This window comes from Mesorhizobium sp. ORM8.1 (assembly GCF_053005525.2).
Genome location: NZ_CM132600.1, coordinates 2,616,566 through 2,640,066, shown reverse-complemented (window position 1 = coordinate 2,640,066; position 23,501 = coordinate 2,616,566). Strand labels below are relative to the sequence as shown.

The window sequence follows — 23,501 nt, the reverse complement described above, 5'->3', positions numbered from 1 at the left end:
GTCACACTAACTCAGATGGAACGTCCAGTTGGCGATGAAAGAAATGGTCCAGCCTTCCCCTGCCGCTTCGACAGCTCGCTCGCAAGGTCTGGGCGCGCGCCAGATCTGCGAAGCTCTTCGCGAGCAGATCCTGGGCGGCATCTATGAAACGGGCAGCCAGCTGCCGTCGTCCCGCGGCCTCGCAAATGAACTCGGTGTGTCGCGAACCACGGTGACGGTGGCATATGACCAACTGGTCGCCGAGGGTTTCATTGAGGTCATCCAAGGCGCAAGACCCCGCGTTGCAGCTTCGCTAGTCGGGAGTAAAGCAACCAGCGCGGTGCGGAAACGGACTGGCCCGATCCACCTTTCCAGCTACGGCGAGCGACTGCGCGCCAGTCCTCCACGGCCCGACTACCTCCCCAACCGCCTCAAGCTCGATTTCCGGTATGGCGACCTCGCGCCATCTGATTTCCCGGCACTGACGTGGAAGCGCGCGATGAACGCGGCGATGTCACAAAGTCCCGGAAGGCTGGCCTATCACGATCCACGCGGTTCGCATCGCTTGCGCCAGGCGCTGCAGGGATATTTGTGGCGCGCCCGAACGCTTAGCTGCCGGGTCGAGCAGATCCTCGTCGTGAGTGGATCACAACAGTGCCTGGACCTTTGCGCGCGTCTGCTGCTGGATCCTTCTGACAGCTTCGTGATCGAGGATCCCTGCTATAGAATGGCGCGCCTCGTCTTTGCCAGCACAGGAGCCACTCCAGTGGCTGTCGCCGTCGATAGCGAAGGCATGAAGACGGAGCTGCTGCAGGAAGTCCCGGCGCGGCTGGCCTATGTCACCCCGTCGCACCAGTTCCCGCTCGGCGGCGTCTTGTCGATTTCGCGGCGCTATCAACTCCTCGAATGGGCTCGGCGCAACGACGCCTATATCATCGAGGACGATTACGATGGCGAGTACCGGTACGACATTCGTCCGGTGCCCCCGTTGCATAAGCTGGAAGACCGCAGTTCCGTGATCTATGTTGGGACGATCTCCAAGACACTGTCGCCGATGCTGCGCATCGGCTACCTGGTGGTTCCGGCCGAGTTGCAAGATGTCTTTGCGACGGCCAAGCAGCTTCTCGACAGGCATTCTCCGGTTGCCGAACAGGAGGCCCTGGCCTCACTTATCGAGAGCGGTGGTTATGAAAGCCATGTGCGACGCGTCCGCCGTCTCAACGGCGAACGCCGAGAGGCGTTGCTTGCCGTCCTTCAACGCGCGTTCGCAGACAGCATTGTCATCGAGGGTGCTGATGCAGGGCTGCATGTCGTCGTCTGGTTCAGGGATCTTTCTCGGTCGCTGGAGGACATCCTGGTTGAAGAGGCGCGGCGGGTCGGGGTGGGCATCCATCCGATTTCATCGCTGTACATTCGAGATGAAGGCCGTGCTGACCGGATTGGACTGGTGATGGGCTATTCCGCCCTGACCATTCGGCAGATCGAGAATGGCGTTCGGCTCCTTACTGGCGCTGTCCAACGGGTAAAAAGCCTTGCGAGCACTCGGCAACATCCTCAATAACCGGCCTGACGGTGCACAGGCCTGGCTCGTGACCCCAGAGTCACGCCGGCAGCGATCGCAGACTGGATCAGCAAGACTTGCCATGACTGGCTCTGTCGACCAGTCCGGGGCCCGGGCAGTAGTCTGACCCTGCGACCTGGAGAAGAGAGTTCTCAACGAGACTCTCACATGCAGTGGAAGCAAGGCGCCGTGCGGCCGGCTTAAAGGAGGAAGCGTTGATGGATTTTCCGCTGATCGACGAGGAAATAGCAGAGATCGCACCTGACTTTCGCGCTATCAGCATTCTTGTTGATGCACAGGACAGTGCACGAGGCGTCATGGCTCGAGACGTGTTGGGAGAGGCTTGCGATTTCGTCCGAGCGGGAGGACCCGCCTGGGGAGAAGCGCACTTGGCCAATTGGGCGGAGGCATACGTCCGATTCGGAGCGAAACCAAACCGGACGCCGTGCTCGGCGCACGCATTGAAAAAACGGGTGGAGCGGGACGGCCGCATCCCATCAATAAATCCTGTCGTTGACCTCTACAATGCAGTGAGCCTGCGTTTCTCGATACCCGTCGGCGGCGAAAATTTCGATGCATATGTCGGCAAACCACGGCTGACGATTGCGGAAGGAATGGAGTGCTTCCATACTGTTTTGAATGGGGAAGCGGTCGTCGAAAACCCTTCCAAGGGGGAGGTCATCTGGCGCGACGATCTGGCAGCTACATGTCGACGCTGGAACTGGCGGCAGGGCACGCGGACCCGGTTGGAGACGGTGGGCGGCCGCATGTGGTTTATTTTGGAAAGCTTAGCAGCGATGCCGGAAAGAGCGCTCGAGGATGCAGCTAAGATGCTCGTGAGCGGTCTGAGAGAGCTTGCACCAGGGTGTAAGGTCTACAAACAGGAGATCACCACCGCTAAAGGCTCGGTCGCCAGTTACGCCAGGCGGGTCGGTTGAGGAACATGCCGTCCCCGTCATCGCGTGGCGGAAGCCGGATGGAATTCGATCGAAGCGGTCGCGAGACACTCGTGGCTCTCCGCCGAGGGCGGACTTGGACGTCGATGCTTTTTCGCCTGCCTTATCTGTGTGACGACCACAGCAGTTGTTGTACCCATCGACCATGGGGCGCGCTCGATCGTTGACATGACCTTCAGCTGCCGAGGCTGAGCTGGCCTGCATGCGCGGGCTGATAGGCAGGCCGGCAGCACGGAAGCCTATCAGAGATGACGATCGAGAGGCACATGCTCACCCGTCGGGGGAGCTCTCCGCCTCCTTTGAAGGCTAACTTCCCGAGCGGATCGGTACGCAGCCATATCTGCGGGTCGCGAGCTTGCCGCCGACACCGCCAGCGGCTCGGCGGCACATGCTGTGTCAATTAATTTCGCCAACCCTGGAGGACGGCGCCAGCTCGGCGTCACGCAGGTCCTGCTGGGCTACGCAAGCTCGACACACGGCCCTCTACGATTGTTGGGCCACTAAGATAGTTGGCCCGATGATCTGGGCTCGCCAGGTCACTTCACCAACTGGACGACTTCAATTGTAATTAACTGGCTGTTTCCTGAGGGCCAGCTTACCGGTATCCCGACCTGCAGCGCACACACGGAGTTCCCCCGATGTACACCCCTCCCGTCTTCCGCGATGATGATATGGATTTCCTGCGGGCGAGCGTCCGCGCATCCCCTCTGGCGAACTTCGTCACCGCGACGGCCGAAGGACTCTTCGCCTCGCCGCTGCCCCTCTTGCTTGATGAAAGCGAGGGCGAGCACGGCGTGATCTACGGCCACCTCGCCAAGGCCAATCCACAGTGCCGTGTTCCCCCGCTGGGCGACGGTCTGGCCATCTTCATGGGGCCGGAGGCTTACGTGACCCCGGCGTGGTATGCGACCAAACAGGAAACCGGGAAGGTTGTGCCTACCTGGAATTACGTCACCGTCCACGCCTACGGCCCGGTCGAGTTCTTCGAGGACACCGGGAGGCTGCTGGAGGTAGTGAATCGCCTGACCGACCACCACGAGGGTGGGCGCGTCTCGCCTTGGGCGGTGTCGGATGCCCCGTCGGATTTCGTCCAGGCCCAACTCCGCGGAATTGTGGGTCTGCGCATGTCGATCACGAGGATCGAGGGCAAGCGCAAGATGAGCCAGAATCGGAACGCGGCCGACCGTGCCGGAGTGGCTGCGGGCCTCGCAGCGAGCGAGCGGGCATCTGACCGTGAGGTCGCCTCCTTCATCCCTTAGCAACATAAACTGCGTTGGTATCGACCACCATGACAAATTTGACGCAACTCGCCCTACGCCTTGCCGCGGCTTTTGTGCCGGCCATAACGCCTGGTGCTCGGCGACTCTATGTTGTCGCACGCAGTCCTGCCGGCGGTCGCCCCGATTGCGTTCAATACGCTCGCCGACGTGTTGGCCTTGTGCCCAGCGGCATTAAAGGCCGCACAGCAGCGCGTCCTGGATCGAAACAGAGCCTGAGGGAGAGGTTGGGGAGGCGCTATGATTGCGCTGGGCGTCCACCTCGCTACGACGAAGCAGCCGGCCACGTCAGTTTGGCTCGGGAGCGATTCAGCATCCTTGCGGCCTGCTACTCAATCTGCGGAAGCGGCTGGGTAGGCTGGACCCATCTTCGGTCATTTGGCTTAGCAGATGAATGTCTCAAGACGCGCGGTAGTACTCGTTGCGTGAAAGTCGGCTCACAATGAGAGACAATCCTATGAAGAAAGAGCGGGTGACTTCGACCGGCTCGCCTCCCTATGCCGAGCATTTGGGCATTGAAAATCAACAACCGGCCAGTGAGCCGCGAATGGCGGCCGCCTTGATGAAAGAAAGCCACTCCGTGCGCCTGGCGCCGCTTCGGTTTGCACTCGACCATATGGCGACACCTGGGCTTGACGTCATGACGTTCCTCGCACTCGCCCGCGATCTCGGTCTGACCGACGTGCAAGTCCGGAATAATCCGTGCAGTAAGGCTGTTGTGCGCGGCAAGCCGTCGGCGGATATCCGGGCTGCCGCTGCCGAAGCGGGCGTCACGATTATCTCAGTCAACGCCTTGCAGCGATTCGACGAATGGACTCCCGCCCGCAAAGCCGAGGCCAGCAAGCTCGCCGATTATGCGGCCGCCTGCGGCGCCCAGGCACTCATGCTGGTGCCGGTGAACGACGGTTCGCGGTCCGCCAATGCCGAGCGCGAAGGTAATCTCCGCGTCGCCTTAAAGGCGCTAAAGCCAATACTTCAGTCGCGAGGTCTTGTTGGGCTTATCGAGCCGCTTGGGTTTCAGACCTCCTCACTTCGGTCGAAGAAAGAAGCGGCTAGCGCCATTGCCTCGGTTGATGGCCAGTCCGCCTTCCGGCTTGTGCACGATACATTCCACCACACGCTTGCCGGCGAGACGTCCTTCTTCTGCGACCTGACCGGTCTCGTACACATTTCGAGCATAAACGATCCAACCTTCTGGATTCACCCGGATCGCATCCTGGGCGGCTCGGACAATTGCAGCCAAATCCGGACGCTACTCGACGGCGGCTATTCGGGCCCCTTCTCCCTTGAGCTCGTGGAGGAGGTCCATGCGTTAAATGACTTTGCAGGCGCATTGGCCGCCAGCATCGATCTCATCCGACGCGGGCTTCTCAGGCGAGTGCCAGTCTAATTCGCGCAGGCGATTGAGCGGAGAAGTCATTTGCGATCGCTGTATCTCGCTCATGCAGGCGCTTGCCGCATCACCATTGTTAAGACTGGCCATTCGACCGCCTTGGGCGGCCGCGGCAGTTCGATGGGCGGCAAGGCGAAGATTGGATCTGATGCTGAGGGCGGCGGGCTATCGGTTTTCGGACGAAGAGCAACTGATGGCGGACAAAGGGCGAGTGGCCCAAGCCAACCGCAGCGTTATTCAAGCTCCAGCTTCCTCTTCAGTTCCGCGTTCTCCTTGCGCAGCCGTTCCGCGAGCAGGCTCTTCAGTCGCTTGTTTTCTTCCTCAAGCGCGACGAGGTCCTTCAAATCATCACCAACCGATGCAGGCGGCGCAGCTTTCTTCCATTGATAGTAGGTCTGTTCCGAGATCCCGGCCTGCTTTACGGCGCTCTTATGGGTGGCGCCGCCACCGATAGATTTCTGTATAAGGGCGAGCATCTGGGCGCGCTCCTTTTCAGAGTAGATCTTGCGTCCGGTCCGCACGGTCGCTGCTGGTGCTTCCTGCGCCTGCGACGCCGCATTGGGCGCATTCTTCCGAGCAGGCGGCCTGGGCTCAGCCTTAGCTCTCGGCGACCGTTGGGCTTTCTTCTTCTGAGGCGTCTCCACTTTGGCTGCCGGTTGCGTTGCAGTTGTTCCTGGTTCTGCTTCCAGGGAATTTACCATGAGATGCTCCGCTCGCGGTTTGTGCATGTGTTCAGCATTAAGCGATACTACACTTGAGTCAACAGGGCGACCATTTGGCGACTCCATCTCCTCGAGTTCCCTTTTTGTCTCGGCCATTGCTGCGGTGAGGTCGACATCGCTCCAGATCGAACGACTCTGTTTTTGAGAACTGCGCTTCTGTCTGATCTCCACCGTGAATGCTCGGGGCTGCCGCCTCATAGGTCGTTCCTTGTTGAAGACGAGTTATGCAGGAAGTCGCGGCAGACGACGGAATGAAGGTCTGGCCGCCTCTTCTGTAGCCGAGCTATATGCATCCGACCGCTCGAGCAAGCCCTGCTGGCGACGCACATCCCGGAACAGACCTACGAGCACCTAAAGCAAGCAGGCTATTTCATCTTGAGACCGAGGAGGTGGTGCTTCCCCGCAGCATGCAAAAGCTATCTTGCGTGTTTTCGACGGCGCAGCGACGGCTGGCATCCGGACTGAAAGGAGCTGCTCAAGAGCGCCGATCTCCAATCTGCGCTGGCAGTGCAGGACGGCTTACATCCGAAGGCCGGCTGATCAACACATGAACCGACTTGGGTCGGCGGCGAAGAGCGGACAGCTGCGCAGAATGGTGCGCGCTCGTCGCCGCAGCCACCGCTGGGGCCAATCCTTCTTGCACGAGTACCGCGGCGGCCATCTGGTCGGAACGTCCCGGTGCTGACCGAGGGAATTTTGCGGAGCCACTCAGTGGAATGGTACGCAATCGGGAAAGCCAATATAGGCTTGCCCTGGGGAGGTCGTTTTCGTGGCCCGCGGAGTGCATGAATTCCCGGAGCCTTTACCCGGCCGTTTCACCTCTTGTGAGCGAGTTTGCTACGCTCACGATATGTCCGGAGAAGTTGTTTCCCCTTTCACGAATATGTTGAAGCCGATCTTCACTTGTGTCGGCCTTTCTCCTGAAGGCCGGCCGGCCCGCTTTTCGCGTTCGATCGATGGCGCGTTCTCAAGGCCGAGGGCTTTGATGTCGACGGTCAGGTTTGAAAATGCTGAAGGACGCACGCCTGGTTGCCTTTCCGGCAACCAGGCGATCACGGGGCGCTTCACGAGCCATCAGCAAGCATCGCTGTCAAACGGCACTCAAACTGACCCCCAACCGGCCTTGGAGTCGCCTCACCCATTGGTGAGCAGTCCGACTCTGGACAACGCACCGCTCCTGTTCAGGCCAACGCATGAAGCCAAAAGAGTGATTTTGGTGGGCCTGTTATGCCTGCTCCAGCAAACGATCGGGGCCTTGACGGACGCGAGCAGCTTGTGAGGGGTGCAGCCGAATGCAGCGCTGCTCCCACAACTGACGAAGCTCCTTTGTAAGAGCTTGACGCTTAGCTTCATCTCGCGTGATTGGATTAAGGAGATCCCCCAGCACGGCTTCGCCCTCGATCTGAATGAGCAGAGCGTACACTTCACTTGAAATGCGCACACCGTCGCGAGGGGAGTGGACTGCGCGGATCTCGCAGACCGTCTCCTGGCGATCTGGCGTTGTATAAGCACGTACTTGATGCAGACTAAACTGAGGAGGCAACGAAACCGCGAGCGCAGTCCAATCCTCCAGCGCGGTAGCCCGTTTCTTGACGAGGAACGGCCCGACCACAAGTCCGTCCAATTCTGTCGTTAGGAAGGTGGCAATCGAGTCTGCAACTGAATCGACGATCGGCTCGGCGTTGTTGTTGAAAGATGTGTTCAGCAAAATTGGGATGCCCGTCCGCTTCTTGAAAGCATTAATGAGGTCCCAGTAGGCCGGATTGGCTTTGCGCGATACGGTTTGCAGCCGCGCGGTACCGTCGACGTGCGTGATGGCGCCGAGCAAGCCACGCATAGAGTCGCGCACACGAACGACGAAATTCATGAAAGGGAATTCGCATTCAGTGTCCGGCAGGTCGAAAAATTCGGCCGCATCCTCCTCCAGCACCGATGGCGCGAAGGGCCGATAACCTTCGCGCTTCTTAACCATTGCGTTGATCCGCTCCTTGTTTGCGGCAGGTCGTGGATCTGCAAGAATGCTGCGGTTGCCAAGCGCACGTGGACCGAACTCCGAACGGCCCTGCACCCAGCCGATCACCGCGCCATTGGCCATCAAGTCGGCTGCACTGCTGGCCACATCATCGGTGCGTTCGACCTCGATGTGCCCGGCCCATGCAATAAGTTCCTGCTCGACGGCCTGATCGCTTCCGAGATCAGGCCCCCAATAGACCTCCCGCAACCGCTTGCGCGGCGCAGGGTGCCCCAGCTCAGCAGATGCCATGAGTGCGGCGCCCAATGCACACCCAGCGTCATGCGCTGCGGGTTGAACAAAAATATCTTCGAAAAGCCCTGAATACAGCAGTTTGCCATTCATCGAGCAGTTGTGGGCTACGCCTCCAGCCAGGCACAGCCGCTTCATCCCGGTCGCCTCACGATGATGGCGGAGAATGTGGAACACGATCCGCTCCAGCGCTTCCTGCAATGAGGCACTCACATCACGATGTTGCTGTGTGAATGGCATTCCCTTTCGCCTGACACTGATGTTGCGGAGCAGCGTCGGGCCGATGCGGTCCAGATGGACGCGGTAGCCACCGTTGGGCAAGAGTTCATAGAACTGCTCGAAGAGCTCGCGATAGGGAACTGCATCGCCGTATGGGGAAAGCCCCATTACCTTATATTCATCGAACATGCCGTAGCCCAGATGCCGAATAGTCTCTATATAGAACAGGCCAAGAGAGTTATTCTCTGGGAAACTTTCGAGCTGCCGGATTTCTGTGCCAGACCCGACCGCCAAGAGGCCCGACAAGAAATCACCAGAGCCATCAATCGCGAAAATCAGGCTTTGTTCGAAGCCCGACATTGCAAAAGCACTTACCGCGTGCGCCTGATGATGACTTACGAATGAGATACGCGAAGCCTCCAGTTCGGTGCCGAACTCCTGCGCGAACAGTTTCTGTACCACCAATTTAGCGTCCAAAGGGATGGAGGCGTCCGGCTGGGAAATAAGCATCTTCTCCAGGGCGGCGTTACAATAGGCTTCAGTAGTGTAAAACGCTACACGATCGATGTCTTTGAGCTGAACTCCAGCGGCTGAAAGACAGTATTGAATCGCGCCACTGGCGAGCTTGTTGGAGTGCTTGATCCGGTTGAGGCGCTCCTCTTCAACGGCCGCTATTACCTCTCCGTCTCGGACGAGCACCGCAGCACCATCGTGCAAAAATGTATTCGCAAACTGGAATCGGTTTTCATGGACTTTGTCCAATCCGCCACTCACTCCTAGACACAACATTTCGATCTCCATGTTATTATGACAAAAAGGACCAACTGGCCCGGCTCAAGCCCGTTCGACTTAGAACGGGCTCCATTATCTTTCTCGCCTGCGACCCCAATCAGACATCGTCAAACTCTGGCAGGGGTGTCGTCTGTGCCAGAATCCGGCCCAACGTTTCGAAATTGCCAGCATGGCCCCACTGACCAGAAAAGGCCGCGTGGTCCCGACGCGGTATGCCCAAGGAAGGAAAGCTCCGCTAAGGCCGCCATTCCTGTTGAGAACTGCGGCAGGCGCCACCGGGTGGTTCGTAATTTCAACCTTCAATGGAAGGTATCGAGTGGCCCCGCAGCAAGCTTGCCTTCGGCGGAGCGGGCCAATCACAGACCACCCACGTCAAAGAACCGGGCGTATGGTCCGTGCGCGAAGTGGAGCTGCAACTCATCAAAATTCTGCACTGTCTGGTCCAGCGCTCGCGTTTCCTGGCGCTTAAGGACGGCGCGATCAGATAGCCCAACGGCCGGTGCGCCCAAAAAATGCCAAACCTTTCCCAAGCAAGCAGCGGGTTCGTGAAGGAGGCTCTCGTATTCGACTACAAGCAGCTGGCTCGTCGTGAAGGAGTGCTCGATGCGAGCGTGGAAATTGTCCGCGGCTTTGAAGTAAGCCTCGCAATCAGCGATTGACAATCTTACGCGCGGCGGCCGAGCGGCGTCCGAACTGAATTTCAGCCATTGGCCGCTTTGCCTTGCCTGTGCAAAGGACCGAAGCGATTCCAATATGTTTCGAGTTACGAGTATGACCTTGAGTGCTGGCCAACGAGTCAGTTCAGCAAAAAAACCTGGACGTTCGTGAAATTGGGGCTCGTTGATCTTGCAGCCAATATGCGTCACGTTCTTGTAGTCTGGCGTCGGATAACGCAAATAAGCTTGTTCGAGGAGCTCACGATCCGAGCGTAGCAGGCGATCCTTCCCGGGCCAATTGGTGTCGTACTCATTGAGCAACTCACCGTTGCTCAGCACGGTCGGATGCTCGTTTAGCAATTCCTCCAAATAATGTGTGCCAGTCCTTGGCATGGCAAGGATAACAAAGGGCTGAGGCATCGGCGTGTGGTGTTTCATTGCTATGTGGTTCCAGCTAGTAGTGGTCGCGAGGCTTAGGGCGGACCAGGGCATCAGAAGTTCGGCTGCTATGTCTTGAACGCGGACTCAATTCGGCTACAGCTTTGATGGTGGCCAATTCAAGATGCATCGCGGCCCTCCTTCTCGTGCCGTCGTAAGCAGCGTCAACGCATCAGGCGTCGGCGAAAGAGCGCAGCAGAGAGGAAGAACGGCAAAACCGTGTACATACAAAGTGCGCCGACATGCAGCCCGACGTTGTCTGCCACGTGGCCAAGCATTACCGGGCGAATCAGGTCGATAGAGTTCGCCAGCGGGGAGAAGGCCGCCACGCGCTGAAAGGCGCCTGGCAACTGGCCGACTGGAAAGACCGCGCCAGACAGGAACAGCATGGGTGTGATGACGAGCGTCTGATAGAATATAAAATAGTGATAGCTGGGTGTGAGCGCGATGACGACCATTGCCAGGCTGGCAAAGGCGAAGCCGGTGAGAGCGACCACCGGCAGCACATAGGGCAGGGACGTCCAATCGGCATAGCCCAGCGTAACAGCAACAATGGTAATTGCGGTACCGGCCAGAAAGGCCTTGGTGGCTGCCCATGCCAATTCACCAAGAACGATGTCGCCCAGGGTGAGTTGTGTATGAAGAATTGCTTCCCAGGTGCCCAGGTCGCGCATGCGACTGAAAACCGCGTATATTGTTTCGAAGGTCGATGCGGTCATCGCGCCTGTCGCGACCATCCCGGCTGCCAAGAAGGCAATGTACGAAGCGCCTTCAACCCGACCTATCATCAGTCCAAGCCCCGTACCGAGCCCGAAAAGGTAAATCATAGGATCGGCAAGAGTGCCGAGAAGCGAGACAAATGCGACCTTCTTCCACGCCAGATAGTTCCGGCGCCACACCGCAATCCAGTTCCACGCGTTCGCGGGCAGTGCCGCCGCAAGACCTTCACGCATTTTTCACTTCTCCATCTCGCGTCCGGTTAGCCGCAAGAAGACATCCTCCAGACTTGGTGGGCGCTCCAGAATCCGCAGACCCGCGCGCCCGCGAAGCTGGAGATGCACCTGCTCTGGATCGGGCGCATAGCAAAAGAGCGTCTCGCCGCTTACCTCAATGCGCTGAACGTACGGCTGGATCAGTGAAGTCAGCTCCTGCGGATTGCCGCCAAAGATCTCGATCACATTGCATCCGATATGCTCGTCTATCAGAGCATGAGGGCTGCCCTCGGCAATCTTGCGTCCCCGCTCCAGTACACACAGCCGATCGCATAGCCGCTCAGCCTCTTCCATGAAGTGGGTAGTCAAAATGATCGTCTTTCCGCTCGCCAGCAGAAAACGGAGCCGCTCCCAGATCAGGTGGCGGGCGTGCGGGTCGAGGCCAGTAGTCGGCTCGTCCATTATAAGGAGTTGGGGGTCGTTGATAAGCGCGCGTGCCAAAGTTAGACGCCGCCTCATGCCGCCTGACAGCTGGCCGACACGCGCCTCCGCCTTGCTCTCAAGGCGGGCAAACTCGAGGAGAGATGGAACGACACCTTGAATCTGCCGTGTGCTCATGCCGAAGTAGCGCCCGAACACCACCAGGTTCTCGCGGACCGTGAATTCCAGGTCCAGGTTATCGAACTGGGGAACGACGCCTATGCCCTTGCGGGCTAGGCGACTTCGAGCCGGAACCGGCAATCCGAGCACTGTGATCTTACCGGAGTCAGGCCGGGTCATGCCGAGCAGCATGCGTGCAATCGTGCTCTTACCTGCACCGTTCGGCCCCAGCAGGCCGAAGCACTCTCCCGTACCCACGGCGAATGACAACCCGTTCACTACGAGCTTGCTGCCAAATGACTTGGTTACGTCGGCAAGGTCGATTGCTACATTGGACATTCGTCTATCTCAGGCTGAAACAGGCCAATCGGCGGCCAGCAGCTTACTTTCGAGGTTCTGGTCCAGAGAGCAGCCATATCTGTGCTGGTCCTTTGGGAATGACAGCGGAAGGCGTGTCGCTCCGCCAAAGACCGCATTCGGCTGGTTCCCGTTCTGAAGTTGATGCATGCCTAAGCCCACGACTTATTGGCGACGCAAATTATTCGGTCAGTCGGAGCTGTGAAGAACGCCAGGCTTAGCCAACTGTGCGGAATCTCGCGTACGATCCGTCGTACGCTTCGAGCCGGCAATTCCCGGACTGCCTGTACCATTTGCCCGGGTGATCGAGTTTGCGGTGATGATCGGCTTCTGGCTCCCGTGGGGCTGGGTAGCGTTTTTGCGCGACAGCCAGTCACTGTTGCTTAAGGTGCACAACGCATAAGCTTTCAAGGGAAGTAGGAGAAAGATGTTGATGAACGTGTGCAGAGAAAAGCCGAAAAACCGAAATTGACGTGCACGAAAAGCTATCACGGTGCATCGAATGGTCGTCATGCCAGCAATGATAATCGCCGTTGGCCAAGGCACTGTGTCTGTCGATACGAGCCCTGCGAGCCCGGCAAGTACAGCGACGGCGAGCAACAATGGGCCGAGATTCTGTCCAATTACGTCCAAGGTGAGATAGCGATCGAGGCTCGGCAACAGGCGCAGTGCCAGCAACGTGTCGCGGAAAGTGCTTCGTGCCCAGCGTAGTTGCTGGCGCAGATAGGGCCCCAGCTTTTCCGGAACGACGGTCGCCGCGATGGCGTCCGGAACGTACTCGGTTCGAAAGCCTGCTTTCAGCATCAGGATGGTAAGATGGCGGTCCTCGCCGAAGTCGCTAGGTTTGCCTCTAAACAGCTGAGTCTCGTATTGATCTAGCAGCGACATCAGAGATGAGCGGCGGTACATTGCGCATGGGCCGCAACAGCACATGACCGCACCAAAGCGGGCCTGCGCAGCTCGCTCCTCGTTGCAAGCGAGCCAGTACTCCATGTCAATCAACCGGGTCAGCCAAGTGTCGCTCCGGTTGGATGCCGTCAGCTGGCCCATGGCGGCGCCGATCGCTGGATCCCGCATCTTTGCGGTAAGTTTCGCAATCACATGGGGCTCAAGTGTCGTGTCAGAGTCGACGCTGAGCACGAAATCTCCAGACGAGCCACGGATCGCGGCAATCTGCGCCTTGCGCTTGCCGACATTGTGGGGGAGCTGAATAAACGTGAATCTGGGGTCGTCTACGTAGGCGTGATGCACCGGTATGAGGGCGTTGCGATTTCCAGAACCGTCATCAACCACATAGACGTGCAGCTTTCCCGCGTATTCCTGGTTCGCAACAGAAGCCAGACAGGCGGAAAGTGTACCCGGTTCCTCATTGTAGCAGGGAATAATGACATCCACGCTCGGCCAAAGGTCGGAGGCGATCAAGTCATCCGAGATTGACGCAATGTGCCCCGGCTGCGCGTAAACCGCTTGCATGCCTTTATAAACGGTCGAGAGCAGCGCGTAACACGAAACGGCGACGGTGCTGGCTGTGGTAAGCGGGTCCATAAGATCTCGTTTGTTCAATGGTGTTGAGGAAGGGGTCGGACTGTGAATCCGCGGTCGAGCAGCGCCGGAATTAGGCGGGAGAGTGCGATAACCGTCTGCTCGCGTGGGTCGCTTTGAGAGCGCTCGCACCCGTCGTGCAGGAGCACAATCGCCCCCGGGCGGACACCCGCGAGAACTGCGTCGACAATCAAGTCGGCGCCGGGGCGAGACCAGTCTCGCGGATCTACTGACCAATGCAGGGGTGCCAATCCACTGCTCGCCGAGGCTATGAGAACTTCCTCGGTCCAGCTCCCATACGGCGCGCGAAAGTAACGCACCGTAGCTTCGGGGCACGCCATGCTGATGGCCCTGTTCGCCTCACCTATTTCACGTTCAACTTCGCCGGGTTCGCATCTGGACAGGTCCGGATGAGTCATCGTGTGATTGGCCACTTCATGCCCATCTGCAATCATTCGCCGGACAAGCTCCGGCCGGTCTACAGCCGCGTCACCGATCAGGAAGAACGTCGCCGGTGTCCGGTTTTGCGCCAACACGTCCAGGACCGCCGGTGTCCAAACGGGATCGGGACCGTCGTCAAACGTGAGATAGACGCTGCGCTCTTGGGTGCCGTCTGCGCAGTCACTGGCCACTTCACATATGCAGTCCAGATGTTTCATAGCTCCGGACCGTTCCGCTCGATGAAGGTGCCGCACGGCCACTCGTCGATCGACCGCCCAATCGGCGAGACAAATACGAGATCGTCCTCCAACAGTGTGGGCGGCAGGTCGGGGTGCATGTCTGCCAGGGTCGAGCGGATGCGAACGTCCGGCACAATCTTCCCAAGCCCCACCTTGCAGAGCCTCTGGATGTGATTTCGCATTTCGTGCCGAACGGTGCCGAAAGCGAATGGAACGCCCATCTGCTGCAGCGCCGGATACAGACGGCGCATCGACAAGCTGATGCCGAGGCCCTCAAGATCCCGACGCACCCCGTACAATCCGAGTTCGGCCACCAGCACGTCGATCTCGCCAACTTTGATGAAACGGCGCAGTAGACCGAGATGTGCCGCTACACCGTGCGTGTCCCTACCAATTGCGCGGAACTCTGGCCTCGCGCCGGCCCAACTGCGGCCGCCTTCGAATCGCATTGCGGGGAAGGTGCCAGTCCCTCCATAGGTTTTGTGCAAGAAGTCTGAGAGCTCGACATGCTCATGCAGTTGCAACTCGTTTTCCCAACACAACCTCCACTGCACTTCAGAGCGCATGCAAAGACCTCTGTCCGTTCCTGTTTTCCTGAGGTAAGCGCCTAATGACGGGGAGCTTGTCGCGTCGAGCCGGCGCGATATGGCTTTCGCAGGTCACCGGTGAGCTTTAGCCGCACTGGACCTGCGAGCCGGTTGACACCGGAACGCGTACGCCAGAAATGCTGTCCGGCACCCACGCAAGCATCAAGTTCCTTTAGGGCTTGCTTACATCTCTTGTGAGGTCCCTATGCGACGTTCGGCAAAACTGGTAAAATCGTTTGTTTCGATGAAAGGTATCCACTCTATGGATAGCCGCAGGCATGCGTTTCAAGGGGCTTGATCTCAACCTTCTCGTTGTGCTGGACGCATTGCTGGCCGAGCGCAATCTCTCGGCGGCGGCACGCCGCATAAATCTGAGTCAGCCGGCCATGAGTGCGGCTGTCGCCCGGCTGCGCGATTTTTTTGGTGATGAACTGTTCAGCATGAACGGTCGAGAACGCGTTCTGACGTCACGTGCGATTGCACTTGCCCCTGCAGTCCGCGACGCTCTCCTGCGTATCCAGTCCTCGATTATTTCTTCGGATCCGTTTGACCCGGCTCGATCCGATCGACGCTTCAGGATCATTATTTCCGATTTCGCCACGCTCGTTTTTTTTGAGAAAGTCGTGGAGCGTGTTGCCCGGGAAGCCCCCTCCGTCACGTTCGAATTGCTGCCGTTCGATGACGACCCAGATGAGCTCCTCCGGCGCGGCGACATCGACTTCGCAATTCTTCCGGATATGTTCATGTCGGGCGCGTATCCAAGCGTAGCGCTTTTCGATGAGAAGCTGGTATGCGTGGGCTGTGCCGCCAATAAGCAGCTGCCACGGCAGCTTACATTTGAGAGATACCTGTCGATGAGGCACGTCTGCGTCAGGTTCGGACGTTGGCGCAAGCCCTCCATGGAGGAACTGTTCTTGCTCGAGCACGGCCTAAAAAGACGTGTCGAAGTCGAGGTGCAGGGCTTCAGCATGGTGCCGCCAATGGTGTCCGGCACAGCTCGTATTTCGTCCGTGCCCCTCCGGCTGGTTAAGCACTTCGAAAAAACATTCCCTCTTAAGGTCGTCGAACTTCCATTGCCCCTTCCCGTTTTCACCGAAGCCGTCCAATGGCTGGCCAACCACAACAGCGATCCGGCCAGCATCTGGATGCGGGAGATAATGGTGCAGGAAGCATCCCGGCTTGCGACTCCTGCGAATCCACGAGAGGCCCCCAGCGCTCCTGGCCTTGTGCCGGCCGTTATCGCCCACTCTCATGTTGCCTGAGGCGACAGATTGTCAGCTGATTGGCAGGTGATGCGCTTGCAGACTGTGAGACTCCCATGGCGAGAAGCGGAGCTAAAAGTGCATGTCTCTGGGTCGGATACCGCGTCCGGATTCGCAGCTTGGCTGGCCTTGGTCTGGGCTTGCTGAGGCCCATGGTTTGTTTATGCCGCGGTTGCGGTCGATGGGCGCTTCGAGCTCTGGTTGAGTTTATCAGCTCGCATGCGCTTGGGTGCAGAAGAAGTTCTAGATGAGATGACGCTTCCAGATCGCGGCGGCAAGGCCCCGCCTCGGATCGTGCTGGATCACGATCCTAACGCCGCACTCGTTCAGATCGGCAAGGATGGAGTTGCTGTTGAACCCCGTGTCGGCGATCGGATGGCGCAAGGCTACGCCCGACGGGCGGGCGAAATCCACCGTATCGAAGCGAGGCCTGCGGCTGGCTTAGAGTTCCCCTTTGCGCTGCGGCGGCACTTCACGACAAGCGCCGCGGAGGTTTGATCCGCATTGCAGCAGCAGTTGCCCTCGCAAGCCGTGGCGGTGAGACCTGTCGCCGGCGACGAGGTTAGGCTCGGATCACCCGTGCTCAGATCATCGCCGTGCCGCCATTGACGTGGATGGTCTGGCCCGTGACGTAGGCGGCTTCATTGGAGGCGAGATAGGCGACCGCGGATGCGACTTCAACGCTGGTGCCCATGCGGCGTGTCGGGATCGCCGCCATGATCGCCTCTTTCTGCTTGTCGTTGAGCTTGTCGGTCATCGCCGATTCGATGAAACCGGGGGCGACGCAGTTGACGGTGATGTTGCGGGTGGCGATCTCCTGCGCCAGCGACTTGGAGAAACCGATCATGCCGGCCTTGGAGGCGCAGTAGTTGGTCTGGCCGGGATTGCCGGTCACTCCGACCACCGAGGTGATGTTGATGATGCGGCCATGGCGCCGACGCATCATCAGATGGTTCGCGGGTGAGCCGGAAAACGGCGGTCAGATTGACCTCGAGCACGCTGTCCCAATCGGCGTCCGACATGCGCACGAACAGGCCGTCCTTGGTGATGCCGGCATTGTTGACCAGGATGTCGACACCTTCGAGATCGGCCTCGGCTTTCTGGCCGAGCGCCTTGACCTCGTCACGGTTGGACAAATTGGCCGGGAACAGCTTGACCCGGTCGCCAAGCTCGCTAGCCAGCGCCTCCAGTTTCTCGACGCGGGTGCCATGCAGGCCAACGATCGCGCCCTGCGCATGCAGCACCCTGGCGATCGCCTCGCCGATGCCTCCCGATGCCCCGGTGACGAGCGCCTTGCGGCCGGTCAATTCGAACATGTCTTGTCCTCTTCTCTTCAGGCCGGTGAATTCGGTTCCGCTGAACCGGAAGTCTCGGCTTGATGGATGGCGTCCTCGCAGCTCCCGATCCGCTGCCACGTAATATTCTCTGCAGCCAAACGGCGTTGGGTGAGTTCGCGCACCAATTGGGGGCCGGCATCGGCCGCACGACCAGGCGGGGCTCGACCGATCTGACCACCTGGAGCTGACTGGTGGACACTGGCAGAGCGTTCAGACTGCCTAGCAAAGCGCCCGGAAGGACTTTGCGAAGACATGTCGCACGCTTGTTATACGTGCTTGAATGCTACAATAGCGTTCATGCCGCCCATAGCAAACGCGTTACTTATGGCGACACGCACCTTACGCTCGCGCGGCACGTTGGGGGTGACGTCGAGATCGCAATCGGGGTCTGGCTCGCGATAATTGGCGGTCGGCGGCACGACATCCTCCTGAATTGCCATCACACAGGCAATCATTTCAATCGCACTCGCTGCACCCAGGCAGTGCCCGTGGGAGGATTTGGTGGAAGAGACGGACATCGAATAAGCATGCTCACCGAAGACACGCTTGATCGCCGCCGTTTCAATCTGATCGCCGGCCTTGGTGCCGGTACCATGCGCGTTCAGGTAGTCCACGTCCTCGGGATTCAGTTTCGCATCGGCAAGGCAGGCCCGCATCGCGGTCTCTGGCCCGTGAACTGCCGGCGCGGCGATATGGGAAGCATCGGCAGACAGGCCAATGCCGGCGATCTCGGCAAGAATCGTTGCACCCCGGGCGGTAGCATGCTCATAGCTTTCCAGTACGGCCATGCCCGCACCCTCGCCCAGGACTAAGCCCTTCCGGTCGGCGGAAAAGGGCCGGCAAGTGTCCGGAGCGAGTACGCGCATCGTTTCCCATCCCTTCACCACTGCAAACACGAACGGCGCTTCGCTGCCGCCGGCAAGCATCACGTCGGCCCGGCCGCATCTGATCTGGTCTACGGCCGAGGCGATCGCATGATTGCCCGATGCACAGGCTGAGGTGACGCCGAAGACCGGCCCGCGAAGGCCGAGGCTCATGCTGACGTGGCACGCAGCCGAGCTCGGCATCGCCTTTACTACAGTGAATAGATCAAGGCGGGACGTTCCGCCTAAAAGGCATGCGCGGTAGCCTTTTTCGGTCGCGTCGTAGCCGCCAATGGCGACGCCCACTGACGCGCCGACGCGATGGGCATTGGCTTCATCGCAGGAAAGTCCGGCCTGTCGCATGGCCTCGCGGGCAGCAAGCACGGCAAGCAGGCTGAAACGGTCCATGGAGAGGAGGTGCCTGCGGTCGATGTCGTGCTTAGGCAATATCTTGATCTCGGCGCCAATTCTGCCCTCCAGCCCGTGAAGCTGGGGATTGGCGATCGGGCCGATGGCCGATCGGCCCTCGCGCATGCCTGTCCAGATGGAGGCGGCATCTATGCCCAATCCGCACAGCCCGCCCAGTCCGGTGATGACGACCCGGCGATCCATTCAAGCGGCCTTGTTGAGCAAGCCGCGGATGGCTTCCACCATGTCGCCGACAGTTTGGAGATCAGACCACGCCTCGGCCGAGTTCATCTCGATCTTGATTCCGTACGCCTGCTCAAGATCCCAGAGCACGTCCGCCAACCCCAGTGAATCGACGCCGAGCGCCGTCACTTCCGTTGCAGTGGTTATTTCGCCGACGGATGCTGCAGTCGTGACCTCGTCGTTCTCCAATTCGATGCGCTTCCTGATGATCTCTATGACTTCAGTTGAAAGTTGATCAGACATTTTGTTTCTCTCCATTTCAGCTTGTTTTTGCGTGGCGCGACATAACTTCTTGAGTCGCGCGTCGGGGAAACTAGCCATTGAACTTGTGCAGCTGACAAAGCTTAAATGCTCAGACCAGCCGGGTGAGTTCGGCTGTCCGCGGCGCAGGCTGCGATGGCGAAGAACGTCGCTGGGAGCCGATTTTTGCTAGGTACTCGGGACAGATATGTAGCCCCGAAGTTTCATAGCTCCGGACCGTTGCGGTCGATCAGCGTGCCGGAAGGCCACTCGTCCATCGAGCGTCCAATCGGCGAAACCAAGACGAGCACGTCCTCCAGGCGCGTGGACGGCAGGTCGTGATGCACATTTGCGCGGCTCGAACGGACGCGGACGCCTGGCACAATGGTGGCTATGCCCTCTCTGCAGTACCTCTCAATATGGTTACGCATGGCGTGCCGAACCGTGCCGAAAGCGAATGGAACCCCCATCTGCTGCAGGACTGGATACACCGTGCGCATTGCAAAGCTGATTCCGAGCTTCTCAAGATCCTGACGAACGCCATACAGACCCAACTCAGCCACTAGGACATCGACCTCGTCAACCTTGATGAAGCGGCGCAGTATACCAATGTGTGCCGCTACCCCCTGAGGGTCGCTGGCAATAAAGCGGAGTTCCGGTCTTGCGCCGGCCCAACTGCGGCCACCTTCGAATGGCTTTGCGCCGAAGGCCCCGTTTCGTCCGTAGATATTTCGGAAGAAATCAGAGAGCTCGACATGGTCGGCCACTTGCAAGCTATTTTCCCAGCATAACCTCCACTGCACGGCAGAGCGCATGGAAGAATTTCTCCTTTCGGGTTGTCCTTAAGACGCTCATCACGGCATAGAGGCAGCGGGTGATCGGTGCGTCAGGTGTTTGTCCATGCGAGATTTCAGCACAACAATAAAATCATTTGTTTCGATGGAAGCTATCCACTCCATGGATGACCGCAGAAATGCGTTTCAAGGGGCTTGATCTCAACCTTCTCGTCGTGCTGGACGCATTGCTGGCCGAGCGCAATCTCTCAGCGGCGGCACGCCGGATAAATCTCAATCACCCGGCGATGAGTGCGGCCGTCGCCCGGCTGCGCGATTTTTTCGGCGATGAACTGTTCAGCATGAACGGCCGCGAACGTATTCTGACGTCACGAGCGGCAGCACTTGGGCCCGCAGGTCGCGACGCTCTCCTGCACATCCAACGTACGATTATTTCTTCCGACCCGTTTGACCCGGCTCGATCCGATCGTCGCTTCAGAATCATCATTTCCGATTTCGCCACGCTCGTTTTTTTTGAGAAAGTCGTGGAACGTGTTGCCCGGGAAGCCCCTGCCGTCAGCTTCGAATTGCTGCCTGTCAACGATAGCCCCGATGAACTCCTCAGGCGCGGCGACCTAGATTTCGTTATTCTTCCGGATTTGTTCACGTCGAGCGCGCATTCGAGCTTGGCGTTGTTCGGCGAGAGGCTCGTCTGCGTCGGCTGTCCCACGAACAGGCATCTGAGACGGCAGCTTACATTCGAGCGAAACCTGTCGATGAGGCACGTCTCCGTCAGGTTCGGACGTTCGCTGATGCCATCCGTCGAGGAATGGTTCTTGCTTGAGCATGGTCTGAAAAGACGGGTCGGGGTGGCCGTGCAGGGCTTCAGCATGATCCCGCCTATGGTTTCCGGCACAGCTCGTATTGCGGCTATGCCCTTCCGGCTGGTTAAGCACTTCGAAAAAACCTTCCCCCTTCAGATTGTGGAACTTCCGCTGCCGCTTCCCGCTTTCATCGAAGCGGCCCAATGGCCAGCACTCCACAATACCGATCCGGCAAGCGTCTGGATGCGCGAGATAATGATGCAGGAGGCAGCTCGCATGGCTGTTTCGCTGTGACAACACCCAAGGCTTTACGCGTCCATTCCGCTTTCTACCTCCGCGACCAACTGCTTTCGCGTCGACAGCACGCGCTTGATGAAATCAATACTGGCGGCAAGCGCGCCCGCGAGGTCGTCCATCGTGCACACTTTCTCGACCAGTTCGAACGAGAAGGGACCCGCATAGCCATGGTCAAGCAGCGCCTGGATCTGACTGGCATTGTCAGACCCTCCAAGAAAGCGGTCCGGGACGTCTCGCCGGCGAGCGTGTGGTGAAATGTATCGTGCATCAGGCGAAACACCGTCTGGCCATCAACCGCGGCAATGGCTTCGGCCGCTTCCTTCTTTGATCGAAGCGAGCAGGTTCGAAAGCCCAACGGCTCAATCAGGCCGACAAGGCCGCGCGACTGGAGGATCGGCTTGAGCGCGTTTAGAGCGAACTTGAGCGCGTTTAGAGCGAGGCGGAGACCCTGCTGGCGCACGCCAGTGCTGGCGCGCGAGCCGTGGTTGACTGGCACCAGCACGACCGTCTTGGCCCCGCACGCGGCAGCGTAGTCGGCCAGCTTGCTCGCCTCCGCCTGACGGCAGGGGCCCCAGTCGTCGAAGCGCTGCAAGGCGTTGATCGAGATTATGGTGACGCCGGCTTGGCTGGCGGCAGAGCGGACCTCGGCAGCCGGAATGGAGCGTATAACAGGGTTGCTGAAATGATGGTCACGAATTTGAACATCGGTCAGCCCCTGATCACGCGCAATTGCGAAAATTGCGCTGACGTCGACCGACGGGGCCGCGATGTCTTCCAGCGCAAAGCGGGGAGATACCTGGCGCATGGGCGGAGCTTTCCTTCCAGAAATGCGGCGCCAGTCTTGTCAGGTCTCCCGCTCGCCCACCGCAGGCCGATGCACAAACCTGATTGGAGCAGGCTAGTCAATCGAGCGATTCTTGCATTTATGAAAGGAACGTCCGCCAACGGCGATAGATCACATCATTTCAGATGTTTTCCGGCAGATAGATGTCAAACGGGAGAAATGTCTGCCCCGGCGTCTCCGCTGTGCCGGTCTTGATGGCGCGATCCATCAGCACCATCAGCTCTCCGCACAGTCGGCGCAGTGGCGTCGCCACCGCCATGGTGATGATGTCGTCCGCGAGGGCCTCCCGCGACTCCGGCGTGATTTCATTCACGATCGCGACGAGATCCTGGCCTTTGCCTTCTTCCCGGAGCGCGGAAATAGCTCCCTCCATGCCGCCGCCGGCCATGTAGAAGCCGACGAGCTCAGGTTCCCGCTGCATAAGATCCAGCAGCGCCTCGTAAGTGATCTGTCGCTTCTCGAGATTGACGAGCGTATCCAGCACCTCGAACGCTGGCTCATGCTCACGGAAATAAGAACGAAACCCGCTTTCCCGCAGTTCATGACCCTGGAAACGGTGGCTGCCGACAAACACGGCCACCTTGCCAGTCCGTTTCGCGACCTTTGAGAACATCCAAGCTGCCGTGCGGCCAACGCTGCGGTTGTTGAGACCTATGTAACCCTCACGAACGCCCGCGGCGAAGTCGGAAAGCAGCGAAAAGACCGGGATGCCTTTCGCTTTGAGCTCCTCAACTGCTGCGGTGATCTTCGGGTGATCTGGCGCCACCATGGCGATGGCGTGGCATCGGCTGCCAAGATCCTTAAGCAGTGCCGTCAGATCCCCGGGCAAGTGTGACGGCGCGAATTCGATGAGCGGAATGCCGTGGAAGGATTCAGCCGAACCCACCGACGCCTCGACCTCGCGCGCGAATTCCTGGTAGAAATGCTGGGCCGGTTTTCTCAAGATGAAGCCCAGGCGGTAGCGCGGCAGATCCCGTCGCACACGCTGTTTGATAAGTCCCGCATTGTGATAGCCGATCGCGTGGGCCGCGTGGTGGACGCGCCGGGCGGTTTCCTCCCGCACCGGAAGCCGAGCGTTCAGTACTCGATCGACCGTTGCCACGCTCACCCCGGCTTCGCGGGCGAGATCGGCGATTGTAGGACGCTTTGCCGTCGCTCCAATTTTAATCCGCGGGCTCTCCGTCATCTGGTGCATGCCGGCGACGCGTTGGGGCGGCAAAATGATTTCGGCATCCTGCCCGATTGCCGGCCTATACAATGAGCAGCTTTGCAGGCGTACCCAGGCGCCTCTCGGTCTGCGGTGCGTATCCATCGGGCGTCCATGTTCTTGTCCTCACCGCATTTCGTGCTTCTGATCTGTAGCCCGCGACCGCTGTTTAGACCCAGCGAGCCGACTGTATGGTGGCTGATGAGCCCGGTAGTTCGCTGCTCACGCTGCAGCAATCTTGCAGGGGCA

At 59.1% G+C, this 23,501-nt stretch carries 20 protein-coding genes and 2 pseudogenes; 6 read left to right on the top strand and 16 right to left on the bottom strand.

The features are described 5' to 3' along the window. Positions 1-34 precede the first annotated feature (34 nt). From pdxR to ACVDG8_RS13455, 4 genes are all read left to right on the top strand, one after another. Entirely contained in the window at positions 35-1,540 is a 1,506-nt protein-coding gene (gene pdxR / locus ACVDG8_RS13470; protein ID WP_455707837.1) for a MocR-like pyridoxine biosynthesis transcription factor PdxR, read from the top strand. A gap of 215 nt (positions 1,541-1,755) precedes the next feature. After that, positions 1,756-2,478 (top strand): B3/B4 domain-containing protein, encoded by a 723-nt coding sequence (locus ACVDG8_RS13465; RefSeq protein WP_447257336.1) that lies wholly within the window; start codon positions 1,756-1,758, stop codon positions 2,476-2,478. 656 nt (positions 2,479-3,134) lie between these two features. Further along, a complete protein-coding gene (locus ACVDG8_RS13460) occupies positions 3,135-3,755 on the top strand; it encodes an FMN-binding negative transcriptional regulator (protein WP_447255085.1) in 621 nt (206 codons plus the stop codon). Between the two features lie 565 nt (positions 3,756-4,320). Continuing rightward, positions 4,321-5,163, top strand: coding sequence for a TIM barrel protein (locus tag ACVDG8_RS13455; RefSeq protein WP_447257335.1), 843 nt, complete (start codon positions 4,321-4,323; stop codon positions 5,161-5,163). A gap of 236 nt (positions 5,164-5,399) precedes the next feature. On the opposite strand, the gene ACVDG8_RS13450 is transcribed toward ACVDG8_RS13455, so the two are convergent. The 9 genes from ACVDG8_RS13450 to ACVDG8_RS13410 all read right to left on the bottom strand — a co-directional run bounded on the left by ACVDG8_RS13450 (position 5,400) and on the right by ACVDG8_RS13410 (position 14,933). Then, entirely contained in the window at positions 5,400-6,059 is a 660-nt protein-coding gene (locus ACVDG8_RS13450) for a transposase (RefSeq protein WP_447255084.1), read from the bottom strand. A gap of 672 nt (positions 6,060-6,731) precedes the next feature. Next, positions 6,732-6,944, bottom strand: coding sequence for a hypothetical protein (locus ACVDG8_RS13445; RefSeq protein WP_447255083.1), 213 nt, complete (start codon positions 6,942-6,944; stop codon positions 6,732-6,734). Positions 6,945-7,113: 169 nt separating this feature from the next. Continuing rightward, on the bottom strand, positions 7,114-9,159 hold the full coding sequence (locus tag ACVDG8_RS13440) for a carbamoyltransferase family protein (RefSeq protein WP_447257334.1): 2,046 nt from the start codon (positions 9,157-9,159) through the stop codon (positions 7,114-7,116). A gap of 359 nt (positions 9,160-9,518) precedes the next feature. Next, positions 9,519-10,256 carry a sulfotransferase gene (locus ACVDG8_RS13435; RefSeq protein ID WP_447255082.1) on the bottom strand — a complete coding sequence of 246 codons (738 nt, stop codon included), beginning with the start codon at positions 10,254-10,256 and terminating at the stop codon, positions 9,519-9,521. A 164-nt stretch (positions 10,257-10,420) separates the two neighbouring features. Then, positions 10,421-11,209: an ABC transporter permease gene (locus tag ACVDG8_RS13430; protein WP_447255081.1), complete on the bottom strand. Its 789-nt coding sequence runs from the start codon at positions 11,207-11,209 to the stop codon at positions 10,421-10,423. Between the two features lie 3 nt (positions 11,210-11,212). Next, the gene (nodI, locus tag ACVDG8_RS13425; RefSeq protein ID WP_447255080.1) at positions 11,213-12,127 is read right to left on the bottom strand and encodes a nodulation factor ABC transporter ATP-binding protein NodI; all 915 of its coding nucleotides are present in this window, start codon (positions 12,125-12,127) and stop codon (positions 11,213-11,215) included. 207 nt (positions 12,128-12,334) lie between these two features. Next, positions 12,335-13,690, bottom strand: coding sequence for a chitooligosaccharide synthase NodC (gene nodC, locus ACVDG8_RS13420; RefSeq protein WP_447255079.1), 1,356 nt, complete (start codon positions 13,688-13,690; stop codon positions 12,335-12,337). Positions 13,691-13,704: 14 nt separating this feature from the next. Next, a complete protein-coding gene (gene nodB / locus ACVDG8_RS13415) occupies positions 13,705-14,346 on the bottom strand; it encodes a chitooligosaccharide deacetylase NodB (protein WP_447255078.1) in 642 nt (213 codons plus the stop codon). Beyond that, positions 14,343-14,933 carry a NodA family N-acyltransferase gene (locus ACVDG8_RS13410; RefSeq protein ID WP_447255077.1) on the bottom strand — a complete coding sequence of 197 codons (591 nt, stop codon included), beginning with the start codon at positions 14,931-14,933 and terminating at the stop codon, positions 14,343-14,345. Before ACVDG8_RS13410 ends, nodB begins: the two co-directional genes overlap by 4 nt. Positions 14,934-15,232: 299 nt before the next feature. Here ACVDG8_RS13410 and ACVDG8_RS13405 point away from each other — a divergent pair, with 299 nt between their 5' ends. Further along, positions 15,233-16,216 (top strand): LysR family transcriptional regulator, encoded by a 984-nt coding sequence (locus ACVDG8_RS13405; protein ID WP_455707748.1) that lies wholly within the window; start codon positions 15,233-15,235, stop codon positions 16,214-16,216. A gap of 243 nt (positions 16,217-16,459) precedes the next feature. On the opposite strand, the gene ACVDG8_RS13400 is transcribed toward ACVDG8_RS13405, so the two are convergent. From ACVDG8_RS13400 to ACVDG8_RS13380, 5 genes and pseudogenes are all read right to left on the bottom strand, one after another. Further along, on the bottom strand, positions 16,460-16,630 hold the full coding sequence (locus tag ACVDG8_RS13400) for a hypothetical protein (RefSeq protein ID WP_447255076.1): 171 nt from the start codon (positions 16,628-16,630) through the stop codon (positions 16,460-16,462). A gap of 169 nt (positions 16,631-16,799) precedes the next feature. Beyond that, positions 16,800-17,532 (bottom strand): annotated as a pseudogene (fabG, locus tag ACVDG8_RS13395) (3-oxoacyl-[acyl-carrier-protein] reductase). A gap of 287 nt (positions 17,533-17,819) precedes the next feature. Next, on the bottom strand, positions 17,820-19,028 hold the full coding sequence (locus tag ACVDG8_RS13390; protein WP_447255075.1) for a beta-ketoacyl-[acyl-carrier-protein] synthase family protein: 1,209 nt from the start codon (positions 19,026-19,028) through the stop codon (positions 17,820-17,822). After that, on the bottom strand, positions 19,029-19,310 hold the full coding sequence (locus tag ACVDG8_RS13385) for an acyl carrier protein (protein ID WP_447255074.1): 282 nt from the start codon (positions 19,308-19,310) through the stop codon (positions 19,029-19,031). Positions 19,311-19,531: 221 nt separating this feature from the next. Beyond that, positions 19,532-20,122, bottom strand: a complete 591-nt coding sequence (locus tag ACVDG8_RS13380; RefSeq protein ID WP_447255073.1) for a NodA family N-acyltransferase — start codon at positions 20,120-20,122, stop codon at positions 19,532-19,534. Positions 20,123-20,280: 158 nt separating this feature from the next. Here ACVDG8_RS13380 and ACVDG8_RS13375 point away from each other — a divergent pair, with 158 nt between their 5' ends. After that, on the top strand, positions 20,281-21,198 hold the full coding sequence (locus ACVDG8_RS13375) for a LysR family transcriptional regulator (RefSeq protein ID WP_455707747.1): 918 nt from the start codon (positions 20,281-20,283) through the stop codon (positions 21,196-21,198). A gap of 14 nt (positions 21,199-21,212) precedes the next feature. On the opposite strand, the pseudogene ACVDG8_RS13370 reads toward ACVDG8_RS13375, so the two are convergent. After that, a pseudogene (locus ACVDG8_RS13370) lies at positions 21,213-22,006 on the bottom strand (TIM barrel protein). 160 nt (positions 22,007-22,166) lie between these two features. After that, complete coding sequence (locus ACVDG8_RS13365) at positions 22,167-23,231, bottom strand: LacI family DNA-binding transcriptional regulator (protein ID WP_447257333.1); 1,065 nt, start codon at positions 23,229-23,231, stop codon at positions 22,167-22,169. Positions 23,232-23,501: the final 270 nt, after the last annotated feature.

Coding starts and splice junctions, on each gene's coding strand:
- ACVDG8_RS13380 (WP_447255073.1), bottom strand. CDS start 20,122: ATGCGCTCTGCCGTGCAGTGGAGGTTATGCTGGGAAAATAGCTTGCAA.
- ACVDG8_RS13440 (WP_447257334.1), bottom strand. CDS start 9,159: ATGTTGTGTCTAGGAGTGAGTGGCGGATTGGACAAAGTCCATGAAAAC.
- nodB (WP_447255078.1), bottom strand. CDS start 14,346: ATGAAACATCTGGACTGCATATGTGAAGTGGCCAGTGACTGCGCAGAC.
- nodI (WP_447255080.1), bottom strand. CDS start 12,127: ATGTCCAATGTAGCAATCGACCTTGCCGACGTAACCAAGTCATTTGGC.
- ACVDG8_RS13455 (WP_447257335.1), top strand. CDS start 4,321: ATGGCGGCCGCCTTGATGAAAGAAAGCCACTCCGTGCGCCTGGCGCCG.
- ACVDG8_RS13410 (WP_447255077.1), bottom strand. CDS start 14,933: ATGCGCTCTGAAGTGCAGTGGAGGTTGTGTTGGGAAAACGAGTTGCAA.
- ACVDG8_RS13435 (WP_447255082.1), bottom strand. CDS start 10,256: ATGAAACACCACACGCCGATGCCTCAGCCCTTTGTTATCCTTGCCATG.
- pdxR (WP_455707837.1), top strand. CDS start 35: ATGAAAGAAATGGTCCAGCCTTCCCCTGCCGCTTCGACAGCTCGCTCG.
- ACVDG8_RS13405 (WP_455707748.1), top strand. CDS start 15,233: ATGCGTTTCAAGGGGCTTGATCTCAACCTTCTCGTTGTGCTGGACGCA.
- ACVDG8_RS13365 (WP_447257333.1), bottom strand. CDS start 23,231: ATGACGGAGAGCCCGCGGATTAAAATTGGAGCGACGGCAAAGCGTCCT.
- ACVDG8_RS13390 (WP_447255075.1), bottom strand. CDS start 19,028: ATGGATCGCCGGGTCGTCATCACCGGACTGGGCGGGCTGTGCGGATTG.
- ACVDG8_RS13375 (WP_455707747.1), top strand. CDS start 20,281: ATGCGTTTCAAGGGGCTTGATCTCAACCTTCTCGTCGTGCTGGACGCA.
- ACVDG8_RS13385 (WP_447255074.1), bottom strand. CDS start 19,310: ATGTCTGATCAACTTTCAACTGAAGTCATAGAGATCATCAGGAAGCGC.
- ACVDG8_RS13460 (WP_447255085.1), top strand. CDS start 3,135: ATGTACACCCCTCCCGTCTTCCGCGATGATGATATGGATTTCCTGCGG.
- ACVDG8_RS13430 (WP_447255081.1), bottom strand. CDS start 11,209: ATGCGTGAAGGTCTTGCGGCGGCACTGCCCGCGAACGCGTGGAACTGG.
- nodC (WP_447255079.1), bottom strand. CDS start 13,690: ATGGACCCGCTTACCACAGCCAGCACCGTCGCCGTTTCGTGTTACGCG.